15 protein-coding genes are annotated in these 24,136 nt (G+C 40.9%); 4 read left to right on the top strand and 11 right to left on the bottom strand.

Features of this window, described 5'->3' with window-relative positions:
• Nucleotides 1–19: 19 nt before the first annotated feature.
• From CHB71_RS04155 to CHB71_RS04115, 9 genes are all read right to left on the bottom strand, one after another.
• A complete protein-coding gene (locus CHB71_RS04155; protein ID WP_089355644.1) occupies nucleotides 20–1,411 on the bottom strand; it encodes a DUF4302 domain-containing protein in 1,392 nt (463 codons plus the stop codon).
• Nucleotides 1,408–2,238 (bottom strand): substrate import-associated zinc metallohydrolase lipoprotein, encoded by an 831-nt coding sequence (locus CHB71_RS04150; protein WP_221406675.1) that lies wholly within the window; start codon nucleotides 2,236–2,238, stop codon nucleotides 1,408–1,410. The genes CHB71_RS04155 and CHB71_RS04150 overlap by 4 nt, the downstream gene beginning before the upstream one ends.
• Nucleotides 2,239–2,288: 50 nt before the next feature.
• Complete coding sequence (locus CHB71_RS04145) at nucleotides 2,289–3,761, bottom strand: RagB/SusD family nutrient uptake outer membrane protein (RefSeq protein ID WP_089355642.1); 1,473 nt, start codon at nucleotides 3,759–3,761, stop codon at nucleotides 2,289–2,291.
• A gap of 1 nt (nucleotide 3,762) precedes the next feature.
• Entirely contained in the window at nucleotides 3,763–7,071 is a 3,309-nt protein-coding gene (locus CHB71_RS04140) for a SusC/RagA family TonB-linked outer membrane protein (RefSeq protein WP_179213301.1), read from the bottom strand.
• Nucleotides 7,072–7,083: 12 nt separating this feature from the next.
• Nucleotides 7,084–7,614, bottom strand: a complete 531-nt coding sequence (locus CHB71_RS04135; protein ID WP_089355640.1) for a DUF5004 domain-containing protein — start codon at nucleotides 7,612–7,614, stop codon at nucleotides 7,084–7,086.
• 101 nt (nucleotides 7,615–7,715) lie between these two features.
• The gene (locus CHB71_RS04130) at nucleotides 7,716–9,071 is read right to left on the bottom strand and encodes an efflux RND transporter periplasmic adaptor subunit (protein ID WP_089355639.1); all 1,356 of its coding nucleotides are present in this window, start codon (nucleotides 9,069–9,071) and stop codon (nucleotides 7,716–7,718) included.
• A 33-nt stretch (nucleotides 9,072–9,104) separates the two neighbouring features.
• Nucleotides 9,105–10,541: a TolC family protein gene (locus tag CHB71_RS04125; protein ID WP_089355638.1), complete on the bottom strand. Its 1,437-nt coding sequence runs from the start codon at nucleotides 10,539–10,541 to the stop codon at nucleotides 9,105–9,107.
• 1 nt (nucleotide 10,542) lies between these two features.
• Nucleotides 10,543–11,220: an L-serine ammonia-lyase, iron-sulfur-dependent subunit beta gene (sdaAB, locus tag CHB71_RS04120; protein ID WP_089355637.1), complete on the bottom strand. Its 678-nt coding sequence runs from the start codon at nucleotides 11,218–11,220 to the stop codon at nucleotides 10,543–10,545.
• Between the two features lie 42 nt (nucleotides 11,221–11,262).
• Nucleotides 11,263–12,057, bottom strand: a complete 795-nt coding sequence (locus tag CHB71_RS04115; protein ID WP_089355636.1) for a thymidylate synthase — start codon at nucleotides 12,055–12,057, stop codon at nucleotides 11,263–11,265.
• A 79-nt stretch (nucleotides 12,058–12,136) separates the two neighbouring features.
• On the opposite strand from CHB71_RS04115, the gene CHB71_RS04110 reads away from it, so the two are divergent.
• Entirely contained in the window at nucleotides 12,137–14,365 is a 2,229-nt protein-coding gene (locus CHB71_RS04110; protein ID WP_221406674.1) for an efflux RND transporter permease subunit, read from the top strand.
• A complete protein-coding gene (locus CHB71_RS04105; protein ID WP_089355634.1) occupies nucleotides 14,349–14,798 on the top strand; it encodes a peroxiredoxin in 450 nt (149 codons plus the stop codon). Before CHB71_RS04110 ends, CHB71_RS04105 begins: the two co-directional genes overlap by 17 nt.
• On the opposite strand, the gene CHB71_RS04100 is transcribed toward CHB71_RS04105, so the two are convergent.
• The gene (locus CHB71_RS04100) at nucleotides 14,799–17,252 is read right to left on the bottom strand and encodes an ABC transporter permease (RefSeq protein ID WP_089355633.1); all 2,454 of its coding nucleotides are present in this window, start codon (nucleotides 17,250–17,252) and stop codon (nucleotides 14,799–14,801) included.
• Between the two features lie 222 nt (nucleotides 17,253–17,474).
• On the opposite strand from CHB71_RS04100, the gene CHB71_RS04095 reads away from it, so the two are divergent.
• Entirely contained in the window at nucleotides 17,475–20,024 is a 2,550-nt protein-coding gene (locus tag CHB71_RS04095) for a DUF7151 family protein (RefSeq protein WP_089355632.1), read from the top strand.
• Between the two features lie 79 nt (nucleotides 20,025–20,103).
• Here the strand turns inward: CHB71_RS04095 and CHB71_RS04090 are convergent, their stop codons facing one another.
• Nucleotides 20,104–20,871, bottom strand: a complete 768-nt coding sequence (locus CHB71_RS04090) for a hypothetical protein (RefSeq protein ID WP_089355631.1) — start codon at nucleotides 20,869–20,871, stop codon at nucleotides 20,104–20,106.
• A gap of 223 nt (nucleotides 20,872–21,094) precedes the next feature.
• Here CHB71_RS04090 and CHB71_RS04085 point away from each other — a divergent pair, with 223 nt between their 5' ends.
• Complete coding sequence (locus CHB71_RS04085) at nucleotides 21,095–24,010, top strand: leucine--tRNA ligase (RefSeq protein WP_089355630.1); 2,916 nt, start codon at nucleotides 21,095–21,097, stop codon at nucleotides 24,008–24,010.
• Nucleotides 24,011–24,136: the final 126 nt, after the last annotated feature.

Raw genomic sequence — 24,136 nt, 5'->3', positions numbered from 1 at the left:
TTGCTCCTCTCGAGAAATATCAGAAGAGGAATCCCTTGTATTTATTGCAGGGATTGTAGAATTCAAAGAGTCCGTTAATGTTCAGGAGTTCGAGCATATAAACCTCTCCTCCGGAATATATCTCATCAGTTAATTGATACAATCCGTCGAGCTGTTCCTGAGATGGATTATCCTCTGTGATAAGGTCGTTTCCATTGAATGTGATTTGAAGAAAATTTCCAGTTTGTGTGAAATCATATCCTCGTAGAAAAAACTCCGCATTGTTGAATTCGTCAACCGTCACAAAACCAATCCCATTAAATAAAGTGTCGGCAATTTCAATCCCGTGATACCATTGAAAAGCTACTACATCAGGAAATACCGCTTCAATTTGATCTGCTATAGAGTTGTCATTTTCGTCATATAAAAAGACGTGGTTGATAGAATAGACATCATCTGACGGTTTGAATCCATTGGCAACCTGGAAGAGTGATCCGTTTGCTTCAAAATTGCCTAAATCACCGGATGAGGCATTGAACCTAACCACTGAATCCTGCTGTCCGTCACAAAAACTATCAACAAACATGGAGGCGTTCGATACAGGGATTTCTTTGATCTCAATTGAGTTTCCATTTAGCGTTGCTGTGATTGATTGGTCGAGAACAACTTTTTCACTTCTTAAACTAAAGGTCGATTCTGCACCAATATCTACTATGTTGTCATTAGCCACCACGGCTGACATATCACCTCCTTCTGCTATTCCCAGAATTTTCATGTTCCTTGTTTCCAAATCAAATATTGCAGAGAGTAAATAATCCTGATCCTGAAGGTGAAAATTAAATGTTCCAAAATTTCCAATTCCACCCAGGTTCTCTGTTTGAAAATGTCCCTTACTTAGCGTACTTGTAGCTTCTGTTGAAATTTGAGAAGCATCGCTAGTAGAAGCTGGAACAAATAGTAGCTCTGTCACATCAGATGATGGATCTGTTTTGCTACTGAAAATCAAGTTTTCCCCCTCTTCTCCTTCAAACACAAACTCAAACTCTCCACCAAATGATGCACGCTGCAGTTCAAACAGGTAATGAAAAACTCCATAGGTCTCCATTATTAGTTCTAAGCCCTGTGAGCTATCAATTCGATAAGCAATAACATGATCCCTGAACTCACCATTGTTTGCGGAAACATCTGACTGGACTCTTACTGTTCCATCATCGTTGAAATTAAGTAAAATCAGAAATGCCCCCGTCTGATTGGTTGGGCGATAATCCAGCCTCCACCCATCGGCAGGAGCGAGTAAAGATTCCCTCAACTCACCAACAGCTTCATCAATTCGATCTTCTACAGATGGCAGGTTAGCTTTATCATCGTTGACACAACTAGCAATTGTAATAACAAGGAAAATTAGACTGACGATATGTTTGTATGACTTCATAGCCTACTTTGAATAGCCTGCCTTAAACCTTCAAGGCTAACGCCAGTTACGTTTTGATAATGATCAGAAATTGCTGATAACTTTTCTGCAATCTTCATCTTTCCTTCATTTCTACTTACACAGTCATCCGTTTCACAATTACTTTCCTGTTCAATGAAATTTTCATGGAAATCCGGATCATATAGATACAATGCAACAACCTCTGCAAAATCTTCATTGGGCGAACTTGTGGAATATGGCGTGACAAATCCGCGTTGTAGTGCCTCTTCATCAGTTAATACAAACCACGAACCCGGCCCTGTATATCCAGCAGGAGCAATCGTCTCAAACGCATTTGGGAGTTTGTATCGCTGATGAACGGTGTGGGCAAACTCATGATAAACTGTTTGAAGCTGCAATGCCAGCCAGTCTTCATCATCCACATCAATAGCATTTACATTGGTAAACGTAATTTGAGCACCCGCATCAGCAGTTCCCAACGTGACAGTTCCGTCGTTATTGAAAATAAGGCCACCCAGAAATACAATCTCTGCCGGAACGTGATTCCTGAAGAAGTGCTCTCCATTCTCTACCTCTTTGTAGGGATTGATCCAATATTCTTCAATAAAATCCAGCATGGGCCGTACCACCTCAAGCCTTGGCGGTGAAACACGTTGATCAGGTTGCACATAATTGTCTACAAATTTGTACCTGATGGCCATGCCGTACTCTTGAGTGAAATTCTCTTCTATATATATGTCCAAATCTGACTCAAGTTCGATTTCCGGATCTTTGACAGGCACATTTAATTCCTCTGATGGGTAGCACCCTATCAATAAGCCTATCATTAATATAAAACTTAAGCTCCTATGCTGATAGGTTGTCCTTTTTCTCATAACTATCTAGGATTTGGTTCTAAACCTCCCACTTCAATGGCAGATGTTGGAATCTGAAGTGCTTTTCTCAAATCATCACCTTCTAAAAGAATAGTGGAGCCATCTTCAAGGTCATGAACGACCGGGAGAAAATAGCGTTTGATATCAAACCAACGCAAACCCTGCATGATGAACTCTTTTCTACGTTCCAAGAAAATGATGTATGAGAGTACGTTATTGACATCATCCGTATCATTATAGAAGTCTCGTAAATCTTGAAGAGTAACGGTTGGTGTGCCGCCACTGAACCTTTTTTCACTAAGCACCTGCAGGTCAGCGATGGATTCATCCAGATTTCCTAAGAATGCATTTGCTTCTGCCCTATTAAGCAACACCTCTTCACCCGTAAAAGCCATATGGATGTAGTATGGAAATCCAACTGATGAATTCAAGCTACTTCTTTCAAACAAACTCTCATACCTGGCAGGAAAAACCGCGTTCAACCCTTTTACAAAAGCCGGATTTTCCCTTTCATCCGTTAACCCGCCAAAAATAGATGTGCCAAAAAGCGCACTGTAAAAATTAGATTCAGGTCCATAAGCAAAGTCCGGACGTTGAGTCAGTGAAATTTTTCTTATTAACAGCAGGTTTGCCGCCAGCTCTGGTGAAGTATACTGTCTGGGATATTCTGTGACAGAAGAACTAGCCAGCTGGAATTGCTGTGAAGTCAAGTCTCTTACAAAAGCTCCGGGGTTTGAGCCTAATAGCTCATCACTATATTGTTTGCATCGCACAAAATCTCTTTTGAAGAGGTAGAACCTGGAAGCAAATGCTAAAGCAGCATTTCTGTTGAAATGGTACTTACCAGAATTGCTATAAAAGCTATCATCCACTTTCTCTAATCCATCCAACAAGTCATCTTCTATATCATCGTAAACCCTGCGAACAGATTTTCGCTCATAGGTACCCAGGAATGTTGTTTCAGGCTCTTTAATGTATGGTACGCCATCACCGGACTCACCAAAATGTTGCCCAAACATGTTTACTAACATAAAATGACCATAGGCTCGAGTGAGTAGTGCCTCTGCTTCTATGGCATCTTTCCTGGCTTGATCCTCGCCTTCCATTACCGGAAGGTCGTCTAATATGGCCAATACTTCGTTTGCATGTGAAATTGCTGAATAGGTCTGAAACCAGTAGAAGTTAGGTGTGTCTTGCTCTGTTGGCCCAGTGGTCACATCCTGCCAGCTGTACATCTGCTGGTGGCTGAGTCTTTTGTTCGTTCCTTGAGTGAACTGTACATTGTCGGTCATCCAATCGGTGAAGTTTGGACTCGCAATCGAGTATGCATTAGTAAGCAATTGGGCAGCTTTATCAAGGTTGTCCAACGTAACCCGGTTATCAGGATCTTCATCCAAAAACGCATTGCATGAACTGAGAAGCAGCAATACAATCCCTATCTTTTTAAATCTTAATATGGTTTTGAGGTCCTTCATTCTAAAAACCAACGTTCAGTGAAAAAGTGATCAATTTTGGTTGAGGCAATGAAACACCTCCAGTACTAAAAAACTCCGGATCCTGTCCTCTAAGATTTTCTCTATCTGAATAGATCAAAGCCAGATTTTGTGCTTCGAGCGAAATATTTGCATTGTCAAATCCTACTTTATTGATCATTACAGTAGGCAACTGATAGCTTAATCTCACCGTTTTCAAACGGATATAATCTCCACTTGCAACACGTTCTGTGCTTTTATTATATAAGCGATAAGCCAAAACAATGTTACCGTCTGCCTGTGCTACATTTCGATCAACAATCGTTGGAATGTTTGTGAGTTCCTCATCACCAGGAACGGCCCATCTGTCAACAAGCTGACCAGGGAGTGCATCAAAATCAGTATATGTTTCAAAAAAAGCATCATTCAGTCTGATCTTATACCCCCATTTGAAGGATAGTAATACATTGAGGCTGAAGCCTTTATAAGAAACAATGTTACTAAACCCACCTGAAGCACGAGGCTCAGTTGAACCTTCGAATACCAGGGCGTCTTCTATTCCTTCTCGGCTCTGCAAATCAAACTGTAGTACCTGTTCACCATTTCCATCAATAAATGTAGGAACCCCTTCATCATTTAATCCAGAGAAATTGGCTGAGTATAATGACCTCCTTGGTCTACCTAAAACGGCAGCTCCATTTTGGCCAACCGCATCAACATACCTGGGACCAAAGTCTAGTTTCGTAATGCGATCCCTGCTATAGCCCATATTGATATTTGACCTCCAGGTAAAGTTATTTCGCTCATAGTTGGTTGTGTTTATGGAAAACTCATAACCGATGATTTCCATATCTGCGAAGTTGCCAACTTTTAACCCCTGACCTCCAATACCACTGGTTTGAACTATTCCTATCAGGTCAAAGGAATTTCGAATGTAATGATCAAAAGTCACATCAATCTTTCGGTCAAACAGAGCAAAATCAACCCCTACATTAAATTCTTTTAACTTTTCCCACGTAAGGTCTTCGTTCGTCAATGCAGCTATGAACAAGTATGGTTCTACGTCCGTTGGACGGATAGTGACGTCAGACTGCAGATTAAGCCTTGCGCTTGCTTGTGGTGGAAGGTTTCCTGATATTCCATAAGTACCTCTAATGCGAACATCAGAAATAAACGGAACCTGATCCATGAACGATTCATTGTACATATTCCAGGCCCCACTCACATTCCATGTTGGTAAGAAGCGGGCTTCCTGACTTTTTCCAAGCTGATTTGATCCGTCATATCTGAAAGTGAAATTGGCTACATATTTAGAGTTGTAAGCATAACCTCCATTCAAAAACCAACCTATAAATCGGTCTTTTTCCTGATCAAGACTGAAGTAATCGATGTTTTGAAGATTGAAAAACTCAATGATGTTTGGATCAGTTACCACTACTCCACCACTTTCATACACAACTCCTAAACCTGTCGCTGATGACTCTGTCCTATTTGTCAATCGTAGCTCCTGTCCAGCCAGGGCATTGACTTCATGCACTTCATTATATGTTTTGGACCAGGTGCCACTCACTCGACTAAAGAAGTTAAGCAAGTCGCTACGATCAAAGTATTTAAATCCTCCTTGCGGAAGCACAACGACCGGGTTCAGGCCCGGATTATCCGGATCATTAAACAGCAGGTTATTCGACTGTTGGATAAACTGTGTTCCATTTGCCCGAAAGGCTTCAGCCTGATTAGAGTTTTCGGTGATTGTATGATCTCTTTCGGTATTAGCATATCGTACCTGAAGTACGCCCTTCAGCGAAATATTATCTCGAGGAGTAAATTCAAAATCCGTTTGAGCGGATACATCCAGTACTCGTATATCAATAAAATTGTTTTCCAGCTCGTGTAGAATATTGAACGGAGCAAAGTTTCTTCTGAAGAACTCGCGATTCCCATTTTCGTCAAATGGTCGAATTGACCTTGCGGTGTTCAGGCTGTAACTGTATGGGTTAATGTCAAAATCACGGTTAAACTGACCTGTTATTGGGTCTAATTCTCTGTTTCTAGTCCCGGGTGCAGTTTGGTCCCTGTAGCTGGCTCCAAGTTTCAACCCAAATATGAACTGGTCTGAAATAAAGTAGGTATTTCTGGCGGTTCCGGTAAATCTCTTAACCTGATCTGCAAGTGTTTGACCCTGATCATGCAGATAGCTTATGGAATAATAACTGTTGGATTTTTCACTTCCAGCCATGAAGCTCAGCGAATGCTGTTGCTGCAATCCAAAATCTCTGAATAAGACATCAAACCAATCCGTGTTGGCATTTTCATACTGGTTGAGGAATGTTTCATTAAGTCCACCTCCCGGCCCCCAGTTTAATTCGTGGTTGGCGATAAGCGTGTACATCTTACCAAGCGCTCCGTAATTCCTGGCACGTACCGACGAGCTGATGTCTACAATTCCTTTCCTGCTCAATTCCCGATAGACAGATAGCTCTTCTGCCGAATTGAGTAAGTCAAACTGATTATAAGTTGGTCTTAGTTTTACCGAGTAGTTTCCATTATAGTTTACGCGTAATCTTCCGCTCTTTCCTTTTTTAGTTGTAATGACGATCACACCATTGGCAGCACGTGCTCCATAGATAGCGGTTGCCGAGGCATCTTTTAATACCTGAAACGTTTCAATGTCGTTGGGATTTAGATTGGCGATGGAGGAGCTTACCAGGGTATTGGCATTACCAGAAATCAAATCATCGGTATCAATATTGGAAAGGTCTTCCAGTATTACACCATCAACAACGAACAGTGGTTGGTTATTTCCATTTATGGATGCATTTCCCCTTATTCGAATCCTGGCTGAGGTGCCAAAAGTACCTGATACATTGTCCACATTGACGCCAGCTACCTGACCTTCCAATACTCTACTGGCATCCACCATTCCCTGTGGACGGATGTCATCCATTTTTAAACTTTCAGAAGCACCAGTGAAAAGCTTGCGGTCGACCTCTTGAAAGCCTGTTATGACAACTTCATCTGTAATAAGAATATCCTCAACTAAAGTAACATCAATAGATGATTGTTGTCCAACAGTTATTCGCTGAGTTTTCATGCCCAGCATACGAATAATTAAAACATCGGATTGATTTGCAGCAATAGAAAAGTTGCCATCTATATCAGTGACAGCTCCATTTTCTGTATTTTCATTGAAAACCGTTACTCCTATGAGGGCTTCTCCATTGGCGTCATTAACCTTCCCGTTGATAACCCTCTGAGAAAGTGTAATTGTGGATATGAGCAGTGTTAAAAAAAAGGATATACTCCTTGTATGCACCACTAGTATCTATTATTGTCTTTCAAATGCGTATACAAGATCTACACTTACTGCATCGAAAAGATCAAAGAACTCTTCATCTGTTAGCGTGTCAATATACTCTTGCGTAATGGTATCGGCTATTGCGTCTTTTACTAGCGAAAATTGAGATTCTATACTCCACCAGAGCTGGTCATCCTCATTTTGCTCTACCCTATACTCTTCCTCCTGATCAGCATCCTCAGACATTAGGATCAAGTCATCACCATCTAACTCCCACGTTCCATTGTCTTTGATATCAGGCCCTGGCACTCCTACACTTCTCTCATACGTCAAATCAGAGTTGAATGTAATTTCATAAGATTCAAAAACCAGGCCGCCAAAAGAAATTTGGTTGACAAGAAAAATCCGACCTTCATTGTTTGAATATTCAGCCGGGAGGTTTGTCAAGATGAAACTATCTAAATCCCAACTTCCCATTTCATGCGTAATTACAGGTCCATCATCCTTACCACAGGACAAGAGAATCATAGATGCTGCTAATAGACAAAGTACTTTTTTCATATTTTCCGTGTTAATAGAACAGAAATCTAATATACGCCTGTTCTTAGCTATTAGCAACACAAAAGATCAAATCCCTTACTCGAAAAGCTGAAATGTTCAGTTTATTCTGAGTCTTTTCCTCGTTTAGATTTGTCATCTTTTTTCTCTTCCACATCGTCTCCATCTTTTAGCCTCTTCGAAACCGCCAAAAATGGACCAGAAACTACATCTGTTCCTTCATCAACTCCAGATATGATTTCGATTCGATCAAAGTCACTTATACCCGTTTTTACTTCTGTTTTAACTGCCTTTCCTTCCGAAACAACAAACACAACTTCTTTCACTTCTTCGTCTACCAGTTTATCGGCAGCAGAATCCTCGTCACCATCATCTTCTTTTTCCTCATCAGAACGTGTGGTCACAGATGCAAGAGGTACAGTTAGAATATCTTTTTTCACTTCTGTAATAATATCAACGCTTGCTGTCATCCCGGGTCTAAAAGGATACCTTATCCCTTCCTCTCGCACTAAATCCTGATATGAGCTATTTAGTATTTGAATCCGAACCTCAAATTCGGTAACAGCATCTGCAGATATTTTATCATTTGCGGTATTGGCTATGTGCGTCACCACTCCCTTGAAGGTCTTATCCATGTATGAATATGAATCGACATCAATGATTGCAGTATCACCTACAGAAATACGGATGATGTCATTTTCATTCACATCCACTTTTACTTCCATTTTGGATAGATCAGCGATACGCATGACCTCCGTACCCTGAAACTGAGACGTCCCAAGAACCGTCTCACCAAGTTCAACAGGGAGCTTAGAAACAATCCCGCTCATTGGCGCAGTTAAACTAGTAAGCCTAAGGTTCTCTCTTGCATCAGAAACTCTCGCTTCTGCGCTGGTAAGACTGTATTCTGCGGCATTTACGCTTTCCTTGGCAGATTCATAGTCTTGCTCCGCGATTTCGTAATTTGCTTCAGCCAACTGAAAGTCAGCTTCAGAAATCACTTTTTCTTCATACAGTTTCTTTTGTCGGTTGTAGTCCTGCTCTGCACGCTTGAAATTAGCGGCGGCCCTGGCTCGTGCTGCTTTAGCTTGAGCCAGGTTAGCTTTTTGTTGATTCAAACCGGCTACCATTTGATCCAGTGCCGATTGGAAATTATCAGGTCTGATTCGTAGTAAAAAGTCTCCTTTGCTAACTGAGTCTCCTTCTTCCACATCAAGTTTGATGATCTCTCCAGATACCTCAGGACTTAACTGAACTTCAACCACTGGCTGCACCTGCCCTGAAGCACTCACTTTTTCTATAATAGTATTTTTTTCTGCTTTGGCAATTTCGACCTCAATCTTCTTCTTTTGTCCTACCCAGCCCTGTGACTTGCCAACAATAGCAAACAGCACCAATACCACTACAACCCCTCCGAGTATGTATAAAATTTTGTTGCTTGATTTTTTCTTCTTAGCCATGATTTTTCTTGTAAATAATTGGAGATCCGTTTTTTAGAATGTTAATGGTTTGCCCTGATAGAATTCAAGCACTTTTTGTTTGAAAACAAAGTCGTACTTAGCTCTTGAGAGATCAGTTCTTGCCTGAAATAAATTGTTGGAAGCGACCTGATAATCTGTAAAGTTTGCTGCTCCGTTGTTGTATTGATTTTCTACTGCCCTGAAAGTTTCTTCCAATGAAGCCACCTGCTTTTGCGACGCGGAATAGGTTTTTGCGGCAGCTACAGCGTTTCTGTATGACGATTCAATCGTTTGATACAAAATATTTTGTTGTTCTTTTTCATTGATCTTGGCTTGCTGAAAGGCAATCTTTGATCGTTGGATTTGTCCTCGTGTATTAAAACCATTGAATATAGGTATGCTCAAATTGAGTGTCAAACTTCTGCTGAAATTGTTATCATATTGATTAGATATCGATACGGTTTCAAAGTTTCCATCTGCGATTTCTTGCTGTAAGAAAATCTCATCACCATTTTCCGTAACCAAATCTGTAGGAACCTGAACAGTTACAGGGTCAGTTGTTGGTACAAACTGCTGTGATGCATCCGAATAGCGGGTGTCCATTCGCCCGGAAACGCTTAGAGAAGGATACATTCCGCCTTTTGCAACCTCCACTCCTACTTCACTGCTTTCTACTCTAAGTTTAGCGCTTTGAATCTCCGGCATATTCGCTAGTGCCTGATTATAAAGATCGATGATGCTGCTATTTTCTATTTCAGCCTGATCAATCGTAATATCAGGAATTATAACGTCTATTTCCTGCCCTGGAGGAAGTAAGAGTGCCTGTTTCAGCGACAACAGAGCTAAATCCAGGTTGTTCTGTGCGTTTATAAGATTTACTTCATTGGTAGCTACCTGGCTTTCGAGTTGTAATTCATTAGAAAGCGGCAATGCGCCTGAAGCAACCAGTTTTTTTGTTCGATCAAGTTGCTGCTGGCTTGATTCCAACTGAAATTGAGCATTATCCAGCAATTCCTTATTGAAAATCACATTCAGATAAAAGTTGGCTGTATTCAAAGAAATATCATTTTCAGCCTTTTCCAGATCCTTTCTGGACGCCTGTGTGTTCAGCTTATCCTGTCGGATGCTATTGGTGACCTGAAGTCCCTGAATGACTGGAATGTTAGTGGAGGCACCAACACTGTTAAAATTGATTCTTTGATCAATAAACTGGTTAGTTGTAGGGTCAATCCCCCTACCCCAGTTATAGCCATAATTACCATTCGCGTTAAGTGAAGGATACCTGCTCGCCTGTGATTGCATTAGATTTACTTCTGCTGTTTGCAGATTAAGTTCACTTCGCTTCACATTCAGATTGTTATCAACAGCTATTTCGATGCATTCTTGCAGGGTAAGCACGCGCTTTTCCTGACCAAATGCAACTGAGCATATGACTGCCAATGTTGTGATTAGTCCTAGTTTTTTCATCATGTTATTTATCAATATCCGGTATGTAGATGACCTTATGCACCCATTTCCTTTTCTTTAAATATTGTAGGGTTATATCGTCAATTCCTGAGTCGGTTTCCAGTATCAAACAAGCAAGATCATTTCTACCTTTTCGGGAGACCGTCATAGTCGCAATGTTGCATTCGTCCTGTGACAATACCTCTGCAAAAAATGCGATACTGCCTTTCACATCATCTGCTTCTATTATCATCGTGTGCAGACTCGCAGTGAAGTTGGAATCGAACCCGTTTACTTCTTTTATCCTGATTACGCCTCCTCCTCTGCTTTCACCCAAAACCTCTACCGATTTATCTCCTTTTCTGGCAGTTACACGCACCGAGTTTGGATGAAAGGTTGAGGCGCTTCCAATTGAACGAAACTTATAGGTAAGACCTACTTCTTCTGTTAGATCCAGCGCATTTTTAATTCGTTTATCATCTGTCCGATAATCCATTAAGCCGGCTAGTATAGCACGATTGCTACCATGCCCTTCATAGGTTCTGGCAAATGAGTTATAGAAGATGATATCTGCGTGCTCAGGTACACCTCCCAATATCTTATTTGTAACCCTGCCTATACGCACCACCCCTGCTGTATGCGAGCTTGAAGGCCCGATCATAACAGGTCCGATCATATCAAATATTCCGCTGCTTTCTGCCATGAATTACTAATTGATTAGTTGACTATCTATGGAGCAAAAATGTTACACTGCGACCGCACCCTTTATGTGTGGGTGTGGATCATAATTCATCAACTCAAAATCCTCATACTTAAATCCGAAAATGTCCTTAACACCTGGATTAATCTTCATTGTTGGTAGTTCTCTTGGTTCCCTGGTAAGTTGTAAATGCGCTTGTTCCATATGATTGGAATACAAGTGTGCATCCCCAAACGTGTGAACAAAATCTCCAGGCTGTAAATCACACACCTGCGCAATCATCATGGTAAACAGAGCATAAGATGCGATATTGAAAGGGACGCCTAGAAAAACATCCGCACTACGCTGGTACAACTGACAGCTCAGCTTTCCATCAGCCACATAAAACTGGAAAAGTGTGTGACATGGCGGCAAGGCCATATTATCAACATCTGCGACATTCCACGCACTTACAATGTGTCTTCTGCTGTTTGGATTTGTTTTAATGTTATGAATCAGGTTTTTAATCTGATCAATTTTTCGACCATCCGGTGTTTCCCAGCTTCTCCATTGAACACCGTAAACAGGACCGAGATTTCCCTCTTCATCTGCCCATTCATCCCATATCCTTACACCGTTTTCTTTTAAGTACTTGATGTTTTGATCACCCTGTAAAAACCAAAGCAATTCATGTATGATTGATCGCAAGTGAAGTTTTTTGGTTGTCACGCATGGAAACCCTTCGCTTAGATCAAAACGCATCTGATACCCAAAGACACTTTTTGTCCCAGTTCCTGTCCTGTCACCCTTTTGGGTACCATTGTCCAGGATATGTTGCATTAGGTTCAGGTATTGTTGCATTCTGTTCGTAGTTTGGTAACAAAATTAACTTTTAAACGAACAAACCCTGAACCCACGATTAGATAAATATGTCGAGCGGTTGATAACCCTAAAGGGAAAGGTGATAATGACCAGTTTATTGGTTGTCATTACAGCCGTTTTGGGCTGGCACCTCCAATATCTGGCTTTTGATTTCGAATTTGAGAAGTTTTTCCCAAATAATCATCCAGATAGTAGAGCATACCAGAAGCATGTAGAGCAGTTTGGGTACGACAATGATTACCTGCATATAATCATCGAAAATGATGGAGGGATATTTAATGAATCCTATCTGGCCAATGCCGCAAAATTTGAAAAATCACTCAACAATATTCCGGATGTAAAAAACGTCTATTCACCGCTTTCATTGCAACACGTAATTAAGTCGCCAACAGGGCTTGTAATTTTTCCGCTAATGCATACGGATTCTCCATCTGAGTATCAGATGAAGCAGGATAGCCTTCGGATATTTGGCAATCCATTTTACAAGGCAGCCTTTAGTTCAAATCGTGATGCGCTTAGTATCTATTTGAACCATGCACATTTCAATGATCAAAAGCGAAGTGAGCGGTTGCTGGACGCCATACGTTTAAAAGCTCAGATATATGAAATCCCCAAAATCAGATTAGTAGGCAAACTCAGTGCTGCGGGAGTGTTCATCTCATATATTCAGAATGATTTTGGTAAGTTTCTTATAGGATCTCTTATTTTAAGTTTCGCTCTGCTTTTATTGATTTTTAGAAATTTCAAGTCTGCTTTACTTCCATTTCTCATTAGCTTACTTTCTATCGTCTGGCTATTTGGATTGGTTGGCATGGTTGGTGTCAAAATCAATCTGCTAAGTTCCTTACTCCCTCCTATTCTCTTCTTTGTTTCCATGTCTGATGCTGTTCATTTAATGAATGCACTAAAGAAAACAGAGGCCAATCAAAAAGCGGATAAACTTAAGCAGGCACTCAGCATTGTCTGGATTCCCACACTTCTAACATCAGTAACTACCGCTATTGGGTTTCTTAGTTTGATTTGGATCACTACTGAACCTGTGCAAATCCTGGGTGTACTCGCTGCTGTTGGAATCCTTTTCGCTTTTATAGTTACGTTCACTTTTGGGCTGCTTGTAGCATCCGTAACCTCCTATTCCACAGAGAAATCTTTAATAGAAATCCCTCGTTCCTGGCTGCCAATACTTATCAGCAATAAGGGTAAAATATCTATAAGTGTAATCATATTGGCAGCTATACTTATACCCGGTATAAGCCAATTGAAAATCAACTCCTTTTTACTTGATGACCTCCCAAAAGATTCGCAGGTTAGACGCGATTTTGAATATGCAGATGAACAGCTGGGAGGGTCTAAACCCTATGAGGTGCGTGTGGAAGTAGCTGATACGTCACTTACAATTTGGAACAAGCAAGTAATGGATGAGATTGTGAAAATTGAAGATTATTTACTCAATCAATACCCGATTGCCAAGGTTCAGTCGCCAGCCACAATCATAAAGTACCTTAATATGGTGCAAAATGGTGGCCTGAATGAAAACTTTCAATACCCCACTCAACAAAATCAATACAAACGAAACATTCGACTAAAAAACAGAATTGATCCTAAGCGCCTGGATAAGCTGGTAACGGAAGATGGAAAAGTGGCCAGACTAATTGGTTTCTTTCCTGAGTTAGGTTCTCATGAGACAGATCTTAGAAATAAAAAGCTTCTTTCTTATCTGGATGATACAATTAATAAGGATTTAATCAACTATCGAATAACAGGCACAACCTTCCTAATTGACAAAAGTCATGAATTGCTTTCCATCAACTTGCTTAAAGGTCTGGTCACTGCCGTTGGCATTATTGGCTTGATTTTGGGTTTATATTTTAGATCTTGGAAGCTTATGATTATTAGTCTGATACCTAATTTGATCCCACTTATTCTTATTGCAGGAATATTGGGCTGGCTGGGCATATCATTGAAAATGACCACCGCCATCATATTTACCATTGCTTTTGGGATAGCCGTGGATGATACCATTCACATGATGAGCTATTACCTGAAAAATAAAGAGGGTGACCCACATTTAAGGATGGAAAACACTTTTAAGCATGCAGGGAGTGCGATGTTGATTACTACAATTATCATGATTGCAGGCTTTGCTCTTTATCTTTTTTCAAACTTTGGTGCAACCTTTTACCTTGGGCTCTTCGTTTGTCTTTCACTTTTAATTGCATTACTTATCGATTTGACCATACTTCCACTTTTACTTATGAGATTTAGAAAGCATGCTTCAAAAAGGTGAACTAATTCCGGATCTTACCCTCGAGGATCAGGATGGAAAAATGGTTTCATTTCATGATTATAAAGGCAAACAGCCTTTGGTTATTTACTTTTATCCCAAGGATAATACTCGCGTTTGTACACAACAGGCTTGCAGTTTTCGCGATAACTATGAAGACTTTAAAGCTGCGGGTGCCGAGGTAATAGGAATAAGCAAGGACAGCCCTGAGTCACACAAAAAAGTAGCTAATCGACGAGAGTTGCCATTTAAATTGCTGAGTGATCCTAAAAAGGAAGCTCAAAAGGCATTTAAGGTGTCATCTATTCTTGGCCTTCTACCCGGAAGAGCCACTTTTGTTGTGAATAAGGAAGGTATCATTATTCATACCTTCCGAGCTGAATTTCAATCAGAACCTCACATTAAAGGTGCTCTCAAAGTGTTGAATGAACAATAATCATTCATCTTTAAGTACTTCTGAGGGATTCATAAGTGAAGCTTTAGCGGTCTGAACAATGCAGATGACCAAAGAGATTATCAGGAGGATTCCCAGTGCCATCAAGAATATTCCTGCGCTCATATTGATCTTGTATTCAAAATCAGATAGCCAAATATTCATAAAGTAGTAGCCAAACGGAGCAGCTATACAAAATGCAACTATTAGCAGTTTCACGTAGCTCCTGGAAAAAAGTACTACTATACTACTAATAGAAGCGCCCAGCACTTTCCGCACTCCTATTTCTTTAAGCTTTTGTTCTATGGTAAACACAACTATGCCGAATAATCCAAGTGACGCTATTATAATTGTGAGCAAAGCAAAGAAGGACAGCACACTTCCAAAGCGCTCCTCAGTTTGATACGTTCGCTCGAAATGATCACTTAATATCAAGTGTTCAAACGGTCTTCCAGGAGCAAACTCATTCCACTTTTCTTCAATCGATGTAAGCAACTGTTTAAAGTCAGCTTCGGTAGAATGAGATTTAACCATTATTCGGGTTAAAGGTCTCTCTCCTTGCGCATTAGAATTTGAGTGGAAAATAGCAAAAGGTTCTATTGGAGAATGTAGCGATAGAAAATTAAAATCTTTTGCCACTCCAATGATATGATAGGTACCACTCCAGTTGGTGATTTTTCGATTTAAGATATCTTCATTCACAGCCCAGCCAATGGTTCGTGCAGCTGTTTCATTAATAACAATTCCATTTACATCATCAGAAAAAGAAGGATCAAAGCTGCGCCCTACTGCCATTTCAATTTCCAGCAATTTTATGTAATCATCATCTCCGAGCACATAATTCAATGGCAATGATCCACCCTCAGGCTTGTCAGGCATAAAGCGATCACCATTATATACAATCATAGGAGTTGCATCACAAACAGCAGTTCCTGTAACACCATCTAGATTTGCAATCTCATCAGCTAGCTCTTCTTGCGATCCTGACCAGTGTGCGTTTTCAACAATCATTAGATTGTCCTTGCTGAAACCCATATCCGCATTCATGAAGTGATTGAGTTGCTTATATATCGTGATAGTTCCGATAATTAAAAGAAAGGAAAGTACATATTGCGTAACCAACATCCCGTTTCTCAATCTCAACCCTCTCTTGCCTGAACGCATCTCCCCTTTCATAGCTGATGTAGGATTAAAGGAATTGAAGAATATAAAAGGATATAATCCAGCGACCGCACTAACCAATAAAACCAGTGCAAATACAAATACAATAAGAACCGGTTCTTTCATTAAAGAAAGAGAAAGATCAGTTCCCATCGCCTGATTGATAAATGGAATCGTGTAAAATAAAACAGCTAGTGCCACAAAAATGGCTATCAAACAATAGGCAAGCGATTCACCAAAAAACCTTTTGATGAATGCTGACTTACTCCCACCTAATACTTTTCTAAGAGCTACATCCTTTGCTCTGGTTGTAAACTGCGCTGTACTCAGGTTTATGAAATTAATACATGATAGGATAACCAAAAAAAATGCAGACCCGATCAAGGCAGCAACTATTTTAAAATCTCCAACTTCGCTTAATCGACTATAAATATTGGATGAATGCAGGTGGATATCCTGAAAAGGCTGTAGATACAAATTCCACTCCTTACCAGCAGCAATATATTCTTCATAGGTATACCCCATTACCTCCAGGGTTTCAATCGCGTGTTTTTCAGGTAGATGATTGAGCTTAGCTCGAACTTGATCAGGGTCTGTGCCTTTTTCTAGAAGAATAAACGTTTCGAAAGTCGTCCACATCCAACTCCAATTACTCCTTTTCACTCGATCAATGCTGTTTAGTGAGATTAAAATATCAAAATCGATATAGGAATTCTGATTTTTGTCAGCTACAACACCGGTCACTACAAAAGTTTGTCGTATAGGTCCACCTGCTAAATCTATAAGCTTACCAACCGGATCTTCATTGCCAAAGTATCTCTTAGCTACCTTTTCTGTAAGCACCATTGAGTTTGGTTTATCCAGGACCGTATACTTGTCTCCTTTTAACAATGGGTAGGTAAACACCTCAAAGAAGTTTGAGTCTGCTGCCAACACATACTCATCATTAAAAAATTTTTCCTCGTCCTTATCTTTGAAACGAACAGGCATCATTTCCGGAGTGTGTATCCTAACAATTTGCCTTGCTTCAGGTATTTCCTCAGAGATCGCATATCCAACACCAGGCCCTGTACTTGCAAATTGATTGGGGTTGTCTTCTCCCCAAATAAATGTTTGGTTCACCCGATAAATTTGCTCACCATTCTCATGAAATTGGTCATAACTGAGTTCATTCTGAACATACAAATAGATCAATATGGAGGCAAAAAAGCCTACAGTCAATCCCAGGATATTGATGACAGAGAATAGTTTATTCCTCCTAAATGATCGTATAAAAAGTTTGAATGATGTAAGCATGGTGCAAAGGTTTCAATTTTCGATTGATTATGTGACAGAAAAGGTGCCAGAAATTGTAACAACCTATTTTACAAACACTTAACTTATATACCTACTAATCAATTGTTCAATAGTGTACAATAGGGTGTTCGTCGAAAAAATTTGTTTCTCAAAGAATAATTATATTTTTTCGTGATAATATTACATTTAAAAACTAATCGTTCTAATTCAATCACTACAACAATGATTAAACTCACCCTTAAATCATTAAGAACCAGCTTCTTACTTTTTACATTTCTAATTTATTCATGCAGCGAAACCACCACCGACCCAGTTAATGGAGTTGATGGTATTGATGGCTTTAATGCACTTGTAGATGTTCAGGATGAGCAAGCCGGAGACAATTGCTCCAACGGAGGAGTCAAAATATCTGTTGGGCAAGATGCTAATGGAAACGGTACATTGGATGACAGTGAAATATCCACGGTAAGCTTTATTTGCAATGGATCTGATGGATCTAATGGCTCAGACGGCTCTAGCGCAAACCAACTTGTTGCGCGAACCTCGCCGGAAACACCGGGCAATAACTGTGAGAATGGCGGTACCCTTGTAGAGGTTGGATCCGACATAAACGGTAATAACTCCTTAGATGACAATGAAGTACAAACCTCCTTTTTCGTCTGCAATGGACAAGACGGTGCGATTGGATCAGATGGTACGGACGGTGCTGATGGATTAACCAGTCTGATCAGAGTATCCAGCGATGACTCCTGCCCGAATGGAGGTATTCAAATAGAAGTCGGTCTTGATCAAAATGACAATGGACAGCTTGATTCCGCAGATCCTAATGAAGTGCAATCTTCCTATAGCATTTGCAACGGGGAAGATGGGGCTGACGGAACTGATGGATCAGATGGCCTTTCCACTCTTATAAATGTCGTTACTGAGGAATCAGGAGCTAATTGCGCAAATGGTGGGTTGCTCATTCAGGTCGGTATAGACACAAATAATGACAATACTTTGAGTGAAAGTGAAGTTGACGCGACTTCCTATGTATGCAACGGAAGCGATGGAAATGACGGAGCTGATGGTATTGATGGAGCCGATGGAGTAAGTAGCTTAATGACTGTTACATCCTTTAATGATAGCCAGGGAGGCTGTGAAAATGGTGGACTTAGAATAGATGTTGGAATGGATGATGTAACAGTGGATGGCACACTTGAAAGTGATGAAATTGACTATACCTATTATGTATGTAATGGGTTAGATGGCACTGATGGTCAGGATGGTGAAGATGGCAACAACGGCACAGATGGGTTAAATGGTTTAATTAAAACAACGACTGAAGAACCAGGAGTCAACTGCAGTAGTGGAGGAATAAAGATTGAAGTAGGGTTGGATAGTGATGCAAATGGCACACTTGAACCAGGCGAAATAATTGGAAGTCCTTTATACGTTTGTAACGGGCAAGATGGCACCAATGGAGAAAATGGTGCTGATGGAAAGAGTGTCATCGTTACTTCCGAACCTGATCTTGGAACCTGCGGCAATGGTGGCACGAAGTTAACTTTTGGTTATGATAATAATGGAGATGGCGATCTTGAAGATGTAGGCGATCAGGTTTTGACCACTCACTCGGTATGCAATGGAGCAGATGGAAGTGATGGAACAAATGGTACTAACGGTAAAAACAGTGTAGTCAGAACCACATTTGAGCCTGCCGGAGCAAATTGTGCAAATGCCGGCACTCTTGTTGAGATTGGCATAGATGACAACATGAATAACAATCTTGATAACCCTGAAGTAGACGTGTCATTTTACGTTTGCGATGGTCTGGATGGCAATGATGGTTCCAATGGTAGCAATAGCTTAATTGACATCTTTTCATTTTCAGGCGCTCTGGGAGATTGTACAAGTGGCGGAATCCGAATAAGAACAGGTATTGATGATAATGATAATGGCACCTTAGATGTCGCTGAGATCGATGCTACCGCATATGTATGCGATGGCGATAATGGATCAGACGGCTCTGATGGGCTGGACGGAAACTCAGATAATGTTTTTGAATTTTACTTCTCAAATGGATTTAACGCTTACAACGAAGCAATTGATCTATCTATCGATGACCGAGGGAATAATGAATATGGTCAGGTTTTAAGTGTGAATAGCTCAGTAGAAAATGATAGCACGCATTCCCTATTATTTTTTCCAAAGATTCGTGATCTTATTAATAATGAACTTGAAGGAGCGACTTTCGAAATAGTAGAAGCAATTCTATACTTAAGAGCAGCAGTTCCTTCAGAAAAAGGAAGCCCTCCCAATAGTGAAAATTGGATAGGTGTTAAAACTCTTCGAAGTGATGCTCCAGTTGTTGTTGAAGGTAAAGCAGATTGGACAACCTCCGACGGTAGCATTAAGTGGACTAGCCCTGGAGCCGCTGAAACCGAAGCTAAAGGAGCCAATGATTTTTCAGATATGTATAGACTTCCATCAGGTTTCTACTTTAACGGAACCGTGCCCTTCCTTTTGAACCGCAAGGAAATATCCTTTTGGGCAACCGATGAAGACACCAATAAAGGGATGGTTGTAGTAATGCTTAATCCTGTGAACTATGAAATTGACTTCTATAGTAGTGAGTACACAGACGATAAATATTACAGACCTACCCTTTACATTAAAGTAAAAACGGGCATTAAGGGTCGTGCTGCGACAATCTCTGATGAAGAATACAAGACCAGGTGGAATAGGCTCACTTATGAAGAGAAGTTAACTCCACTAAGTCGACGGAAATAGCGTTAAAATATACCTAATCGCTAATCAAAAAGCCCCAACCAGCAATGGAAGGGGCTTTTTACTTTTTCAATGTTTTGACCTAGAACCCACCTACCTTCAGCGTGATAAAGTAGTTGAGTTTATCAAAGGCATTTGATTTGGTGTTAACAAGCTCCAAATCCTGTGTAAATCTTTTACTTGCTCCCAAGGCCAGTCTGAAGTTGCGGCTAACATTGAACTCAAGATCAGCCCCCGGCTCTAAATACCAAAACACATCACCATCTACCTCCTGATCTATCGGGCCCGGCATGGTTACATCCTCACTTGTTCGATGGTAGCCTAACCAACCCGCACCACCGGATACCGGGAAGGTTACATGAACGACCTCATTGGAGAAAAAGATCAGCTCAAGAAACATACCGCCATATCCGCCCAGAATGTTCACTTCCCTACCAGCTTCAATATCATCAAATTTCGCCGTTGGAATAATTCCATGACCCTCTACTCCTATCCCTAGTGTTCGATTAATGATCCATCCGCCTCTAAGTCCTGCAAGCACCAGCGACTCATTTCTAAACTCAGTAGAACGGAATGAGAGAGCCCCAAACCCACCACTATGACTCATGGACCCACTTAAGGTTTTGATGTCTTGCCTACGCTTTCTTTTATGATCTCTACTATTATCTTCCGTTGACTGATAATAAATGATTTTAGGCGTGTCATCCTCTTTTGATGTCTGCTTTTGTGCAGAATTTGGAATGGTATCCGAAACTGCAGGTTTATTCTCCGTTTTGGTGGTGTCACTTTCCTGCGCCTGTGCTGCTCCAGCCATCGAAATTGCGAGTAAAAAAATCAGTGTGTATTTCATCCTTTTATATTGAGTGTGTTTTGAGGTAAAGACAGCACAAATAACCAATGGTTTCCTTGATTTGTAAACCTATTTCATGTGTGTATAGTTAATTTTTAAAAGGACACATGGAATTCGCATAAATATAGTCCCACGCACTACAAGGCATATATTCGGCCTAGAATATTTATGCTCATTTCTTCTTTTCATCTTTTACCTTTGCGAGCTTAAAAAAATTAGATAGATGGCTGAATACAATTTCCAGGATATTGAGAAAAAATGGCAGAAGTACTGGAAGGACGAAAAAGTATATGAGGTGTCCAACTTATCAGACAAGCCGAAGTACTATATCATGGATATGTTTCCATACCCTTCGGGAGCTGGACTGCATGTAGGCCATCCCCTGGGATACATCGCATCAGACATTGTAGCCAGGTATAAACGTCTGAATGGGTTTAATGTCCTACACCCCATGGGGTTCGATAGTTTTGGTTTGCCGGCAGAGCAATATGCAATTCAAACGGGGCAACATCCCGCCATCACAACAGAAGAAAACATCACACGATACAAGGAGCAGCTTAAAGCACTTGGTTTCTCATATGATTGGTCAAGGGAGGTCAGAACCAGCGATCCCTCCTTCTACAAATGGACGCAATGGATATTTAAGCTCATCTATAATAGTTGGTACAATAATGAAACAGACAAGGCTGAGCATATTGATACTTTGATTGCTCAACTTGAAAAAAATGGCAATGCAAGCATTAATGCAGCTTGTGATGCAGATACTCCAATAATATCCGCAGACGATTGGAATAGCTATTCTGAAAAAGAAAAGCAGCTTTTCTTGCTGAAGTATAGATTGACCTACCAGGCTGAAACCACTGTAAACTGGTGCCCGGCACTTGGTACCGTGCTTTCCAATGATGAGGTAAAGGATGGATTCTCTGAACGTGGAGGCCACCCGGTGGTAAAGAAGAAAATGCCTCAATGGAGTATGCGCATCACTGCATATGCTGACCGGCTACTGTCAGGGTTGGATAAGATTGACTGGCCAGAGCCTATAAAAGAGATGCAACGGAACTGGATCGGTAAGTCATATGGTGCAGAGATTGACTTTCCGGTTGCAGATTCTGATAGTAAAATCAGGGTATTCACCACGCGGATTGACACCATTTTTGGGGTGAGCTTTATGGTGGTCGCCCCTGAAAGTGAGCTGGTAGCCGAGCTTACAACTCAGGAGCAGAAAGCTGATGTAGATGCCTATGTGACAGCTGCAAAGAACAGATCGGAACGTGAACGAATGAGTGACGCTAAGAATGTGACTGGTTCATTCACAGGAAGTTATGCTATTCATCCATTCACGAATGAGAAAATTCCAGTCTATGTAGCTGACTATGTATTAGCTGGCTATGGTACCGGTGCAGTAATGGCCGTTCCGAGCGGTGATCAGCGGGATTTTGATTTTGCTAAGAAGTTTAACCTTCCAATCCCGATCATCAATGATGCTCAAAAGCTAACAGAGACAGAAGCGGACCCAACCAAAGAAGGAAAGATCATCAACTCCGATTTTCTAGATGGTCTTTCGCCTGAAGAGGCAATGGAAAAAGGCATTGAAGAAGTGGAAAAGCGGGGAATTGGGGTAAGGAAAGTGAATTATAAACTCAGAGATGCCATTTTCGGTCGTCAGCGGTACTGGGGCGAGCCCATCCCTGTCTATTATGAAGACGGAATTCCAAAGCTTGTCCCGGATGAGGAACTGCCACTTAATCTGCCCAAGATCAATGAGTATCTCCCTACAGAAGACGGTGATCCACCATTAGGCCGGGCTGACGACTGGAACTATAAAGGTCATCCGTATGAACTTTCAACCATGCCCGGATGGGCCGGCAGCAGCTGGTACTTCTTCCGCTATATGGATCCTGACAATGAAAAGGAGTTTTGCAGTAAAGAAGCCATGAACTACTGGAAAGAGGTGGACTTCTATCTTGGCGGAAGCGAGCACGCTACAGGTCACTTATTATACTCCCGCTTTTGGGTAAAGTTTCTCAACGACATGGGCATCATAGAAGTAGATGAGTATGCAAAGAAACTGGTGAATCAAGGGATGATCCAGGGACGATCAAATTTTGTTTATAGACTTAATGTTAGCCTAACGAGTGAAGAATCTAAAAAGATATCAGAATTTGTAAAACCAATTTTTATATCAGCGGGATATCATCAAAAAGCAGAAAAAGGAATACTGACTGAAAAAGAACATCTGAAAATTCAAAGAGTTATTGATAAAGTAATCAAGGATAGTCAAGAAGGAGTATCCTATAGTTATGACTATACTTTTAAAAGCATTCCCTTACATGTGGACGTCAATATTGTAAAAGATGACATCCTTGATATTGAAGCATTCAAACAATCACGCCCGGATACTTCAGATGCTGAATTCATCCTTGAAGATGGAAAATACCATTGCGGTTGGGAAGTAGAAAAAATGTCCAAATCCAAATTCAATGTAGTCAACCCTGATGACTTGGTTGAAAAATACGGTGCAGATACACTCAGAATGTATGAAATGTTCCTCGGCCCTATCGAGCAGAGCAAACCCTGGAATACCAATGGTATCGAGGGTGTCTATAAGTTTTTGAGAAAGTTCTGGTCGCTATTTCACAACGCAGATCAGTTTGCTGTTTCTGAGGATGCTCCAACGAAAGATGAATTGAAAGTGCTTCATAGTACCATCAAAAAGGTATCTGAAGATGCTGAGCGGCTTTCTTTAAATACCTCAGTCAGCACATTTATGATTGCTGTGAATGAATTATCAGCTCAAAAGTGTAACAAACGAGCAATTCTGGAGCCGTTGACAATCATCCTATCTCCTTTTGCTCCGCACATTGCCGAAGAGCTGTGGCACTTACTTGGCTATGAAACCTCTGTTGTTGATGCGGCATATCCAGTGTTCGAGGAGAAATATCTGGTTGAGGATTCCATCGAATACCCTGTTTCTGTTAATGGAAAAATGCGAGCGAAAATCAGCTTCCCTGCTGATGCGAGTAAAGAAGATGTAGAAGCCGGAGCGCTAGCCAATGAAACGATTCAAAAATGGATGGACGGGAAAGACCCTCGTAAGGTGATTGTTGTTCCTAAAAAGATCGTGAATATTGTGGTGTAGCTAGTCGTCCCACCACCCCAAGTGGTTGGACGACTATATCAATAATAGAAAGCAACCCTATCAGGATTTAAAATCCTGATAGGATTAAAAAAGCCCCTGCTGGAAATCAACAGGGGCTTTTTATTG

The sequence above is a fragment of the Ekhidna lutea genome, from assembly GCF_900188325.1.
Taxonomy (GTDB): Bacteria; Bacteroidota; Bacteroidia; order Cytophagales; family Cyclobacteriaceae; genus Ekhidna; species Ekhidna lutea.
Note: the sequence above shows the minus strand (reverse complement) of the source record. Positions and strands in the feature narration are given on the sequence as shown.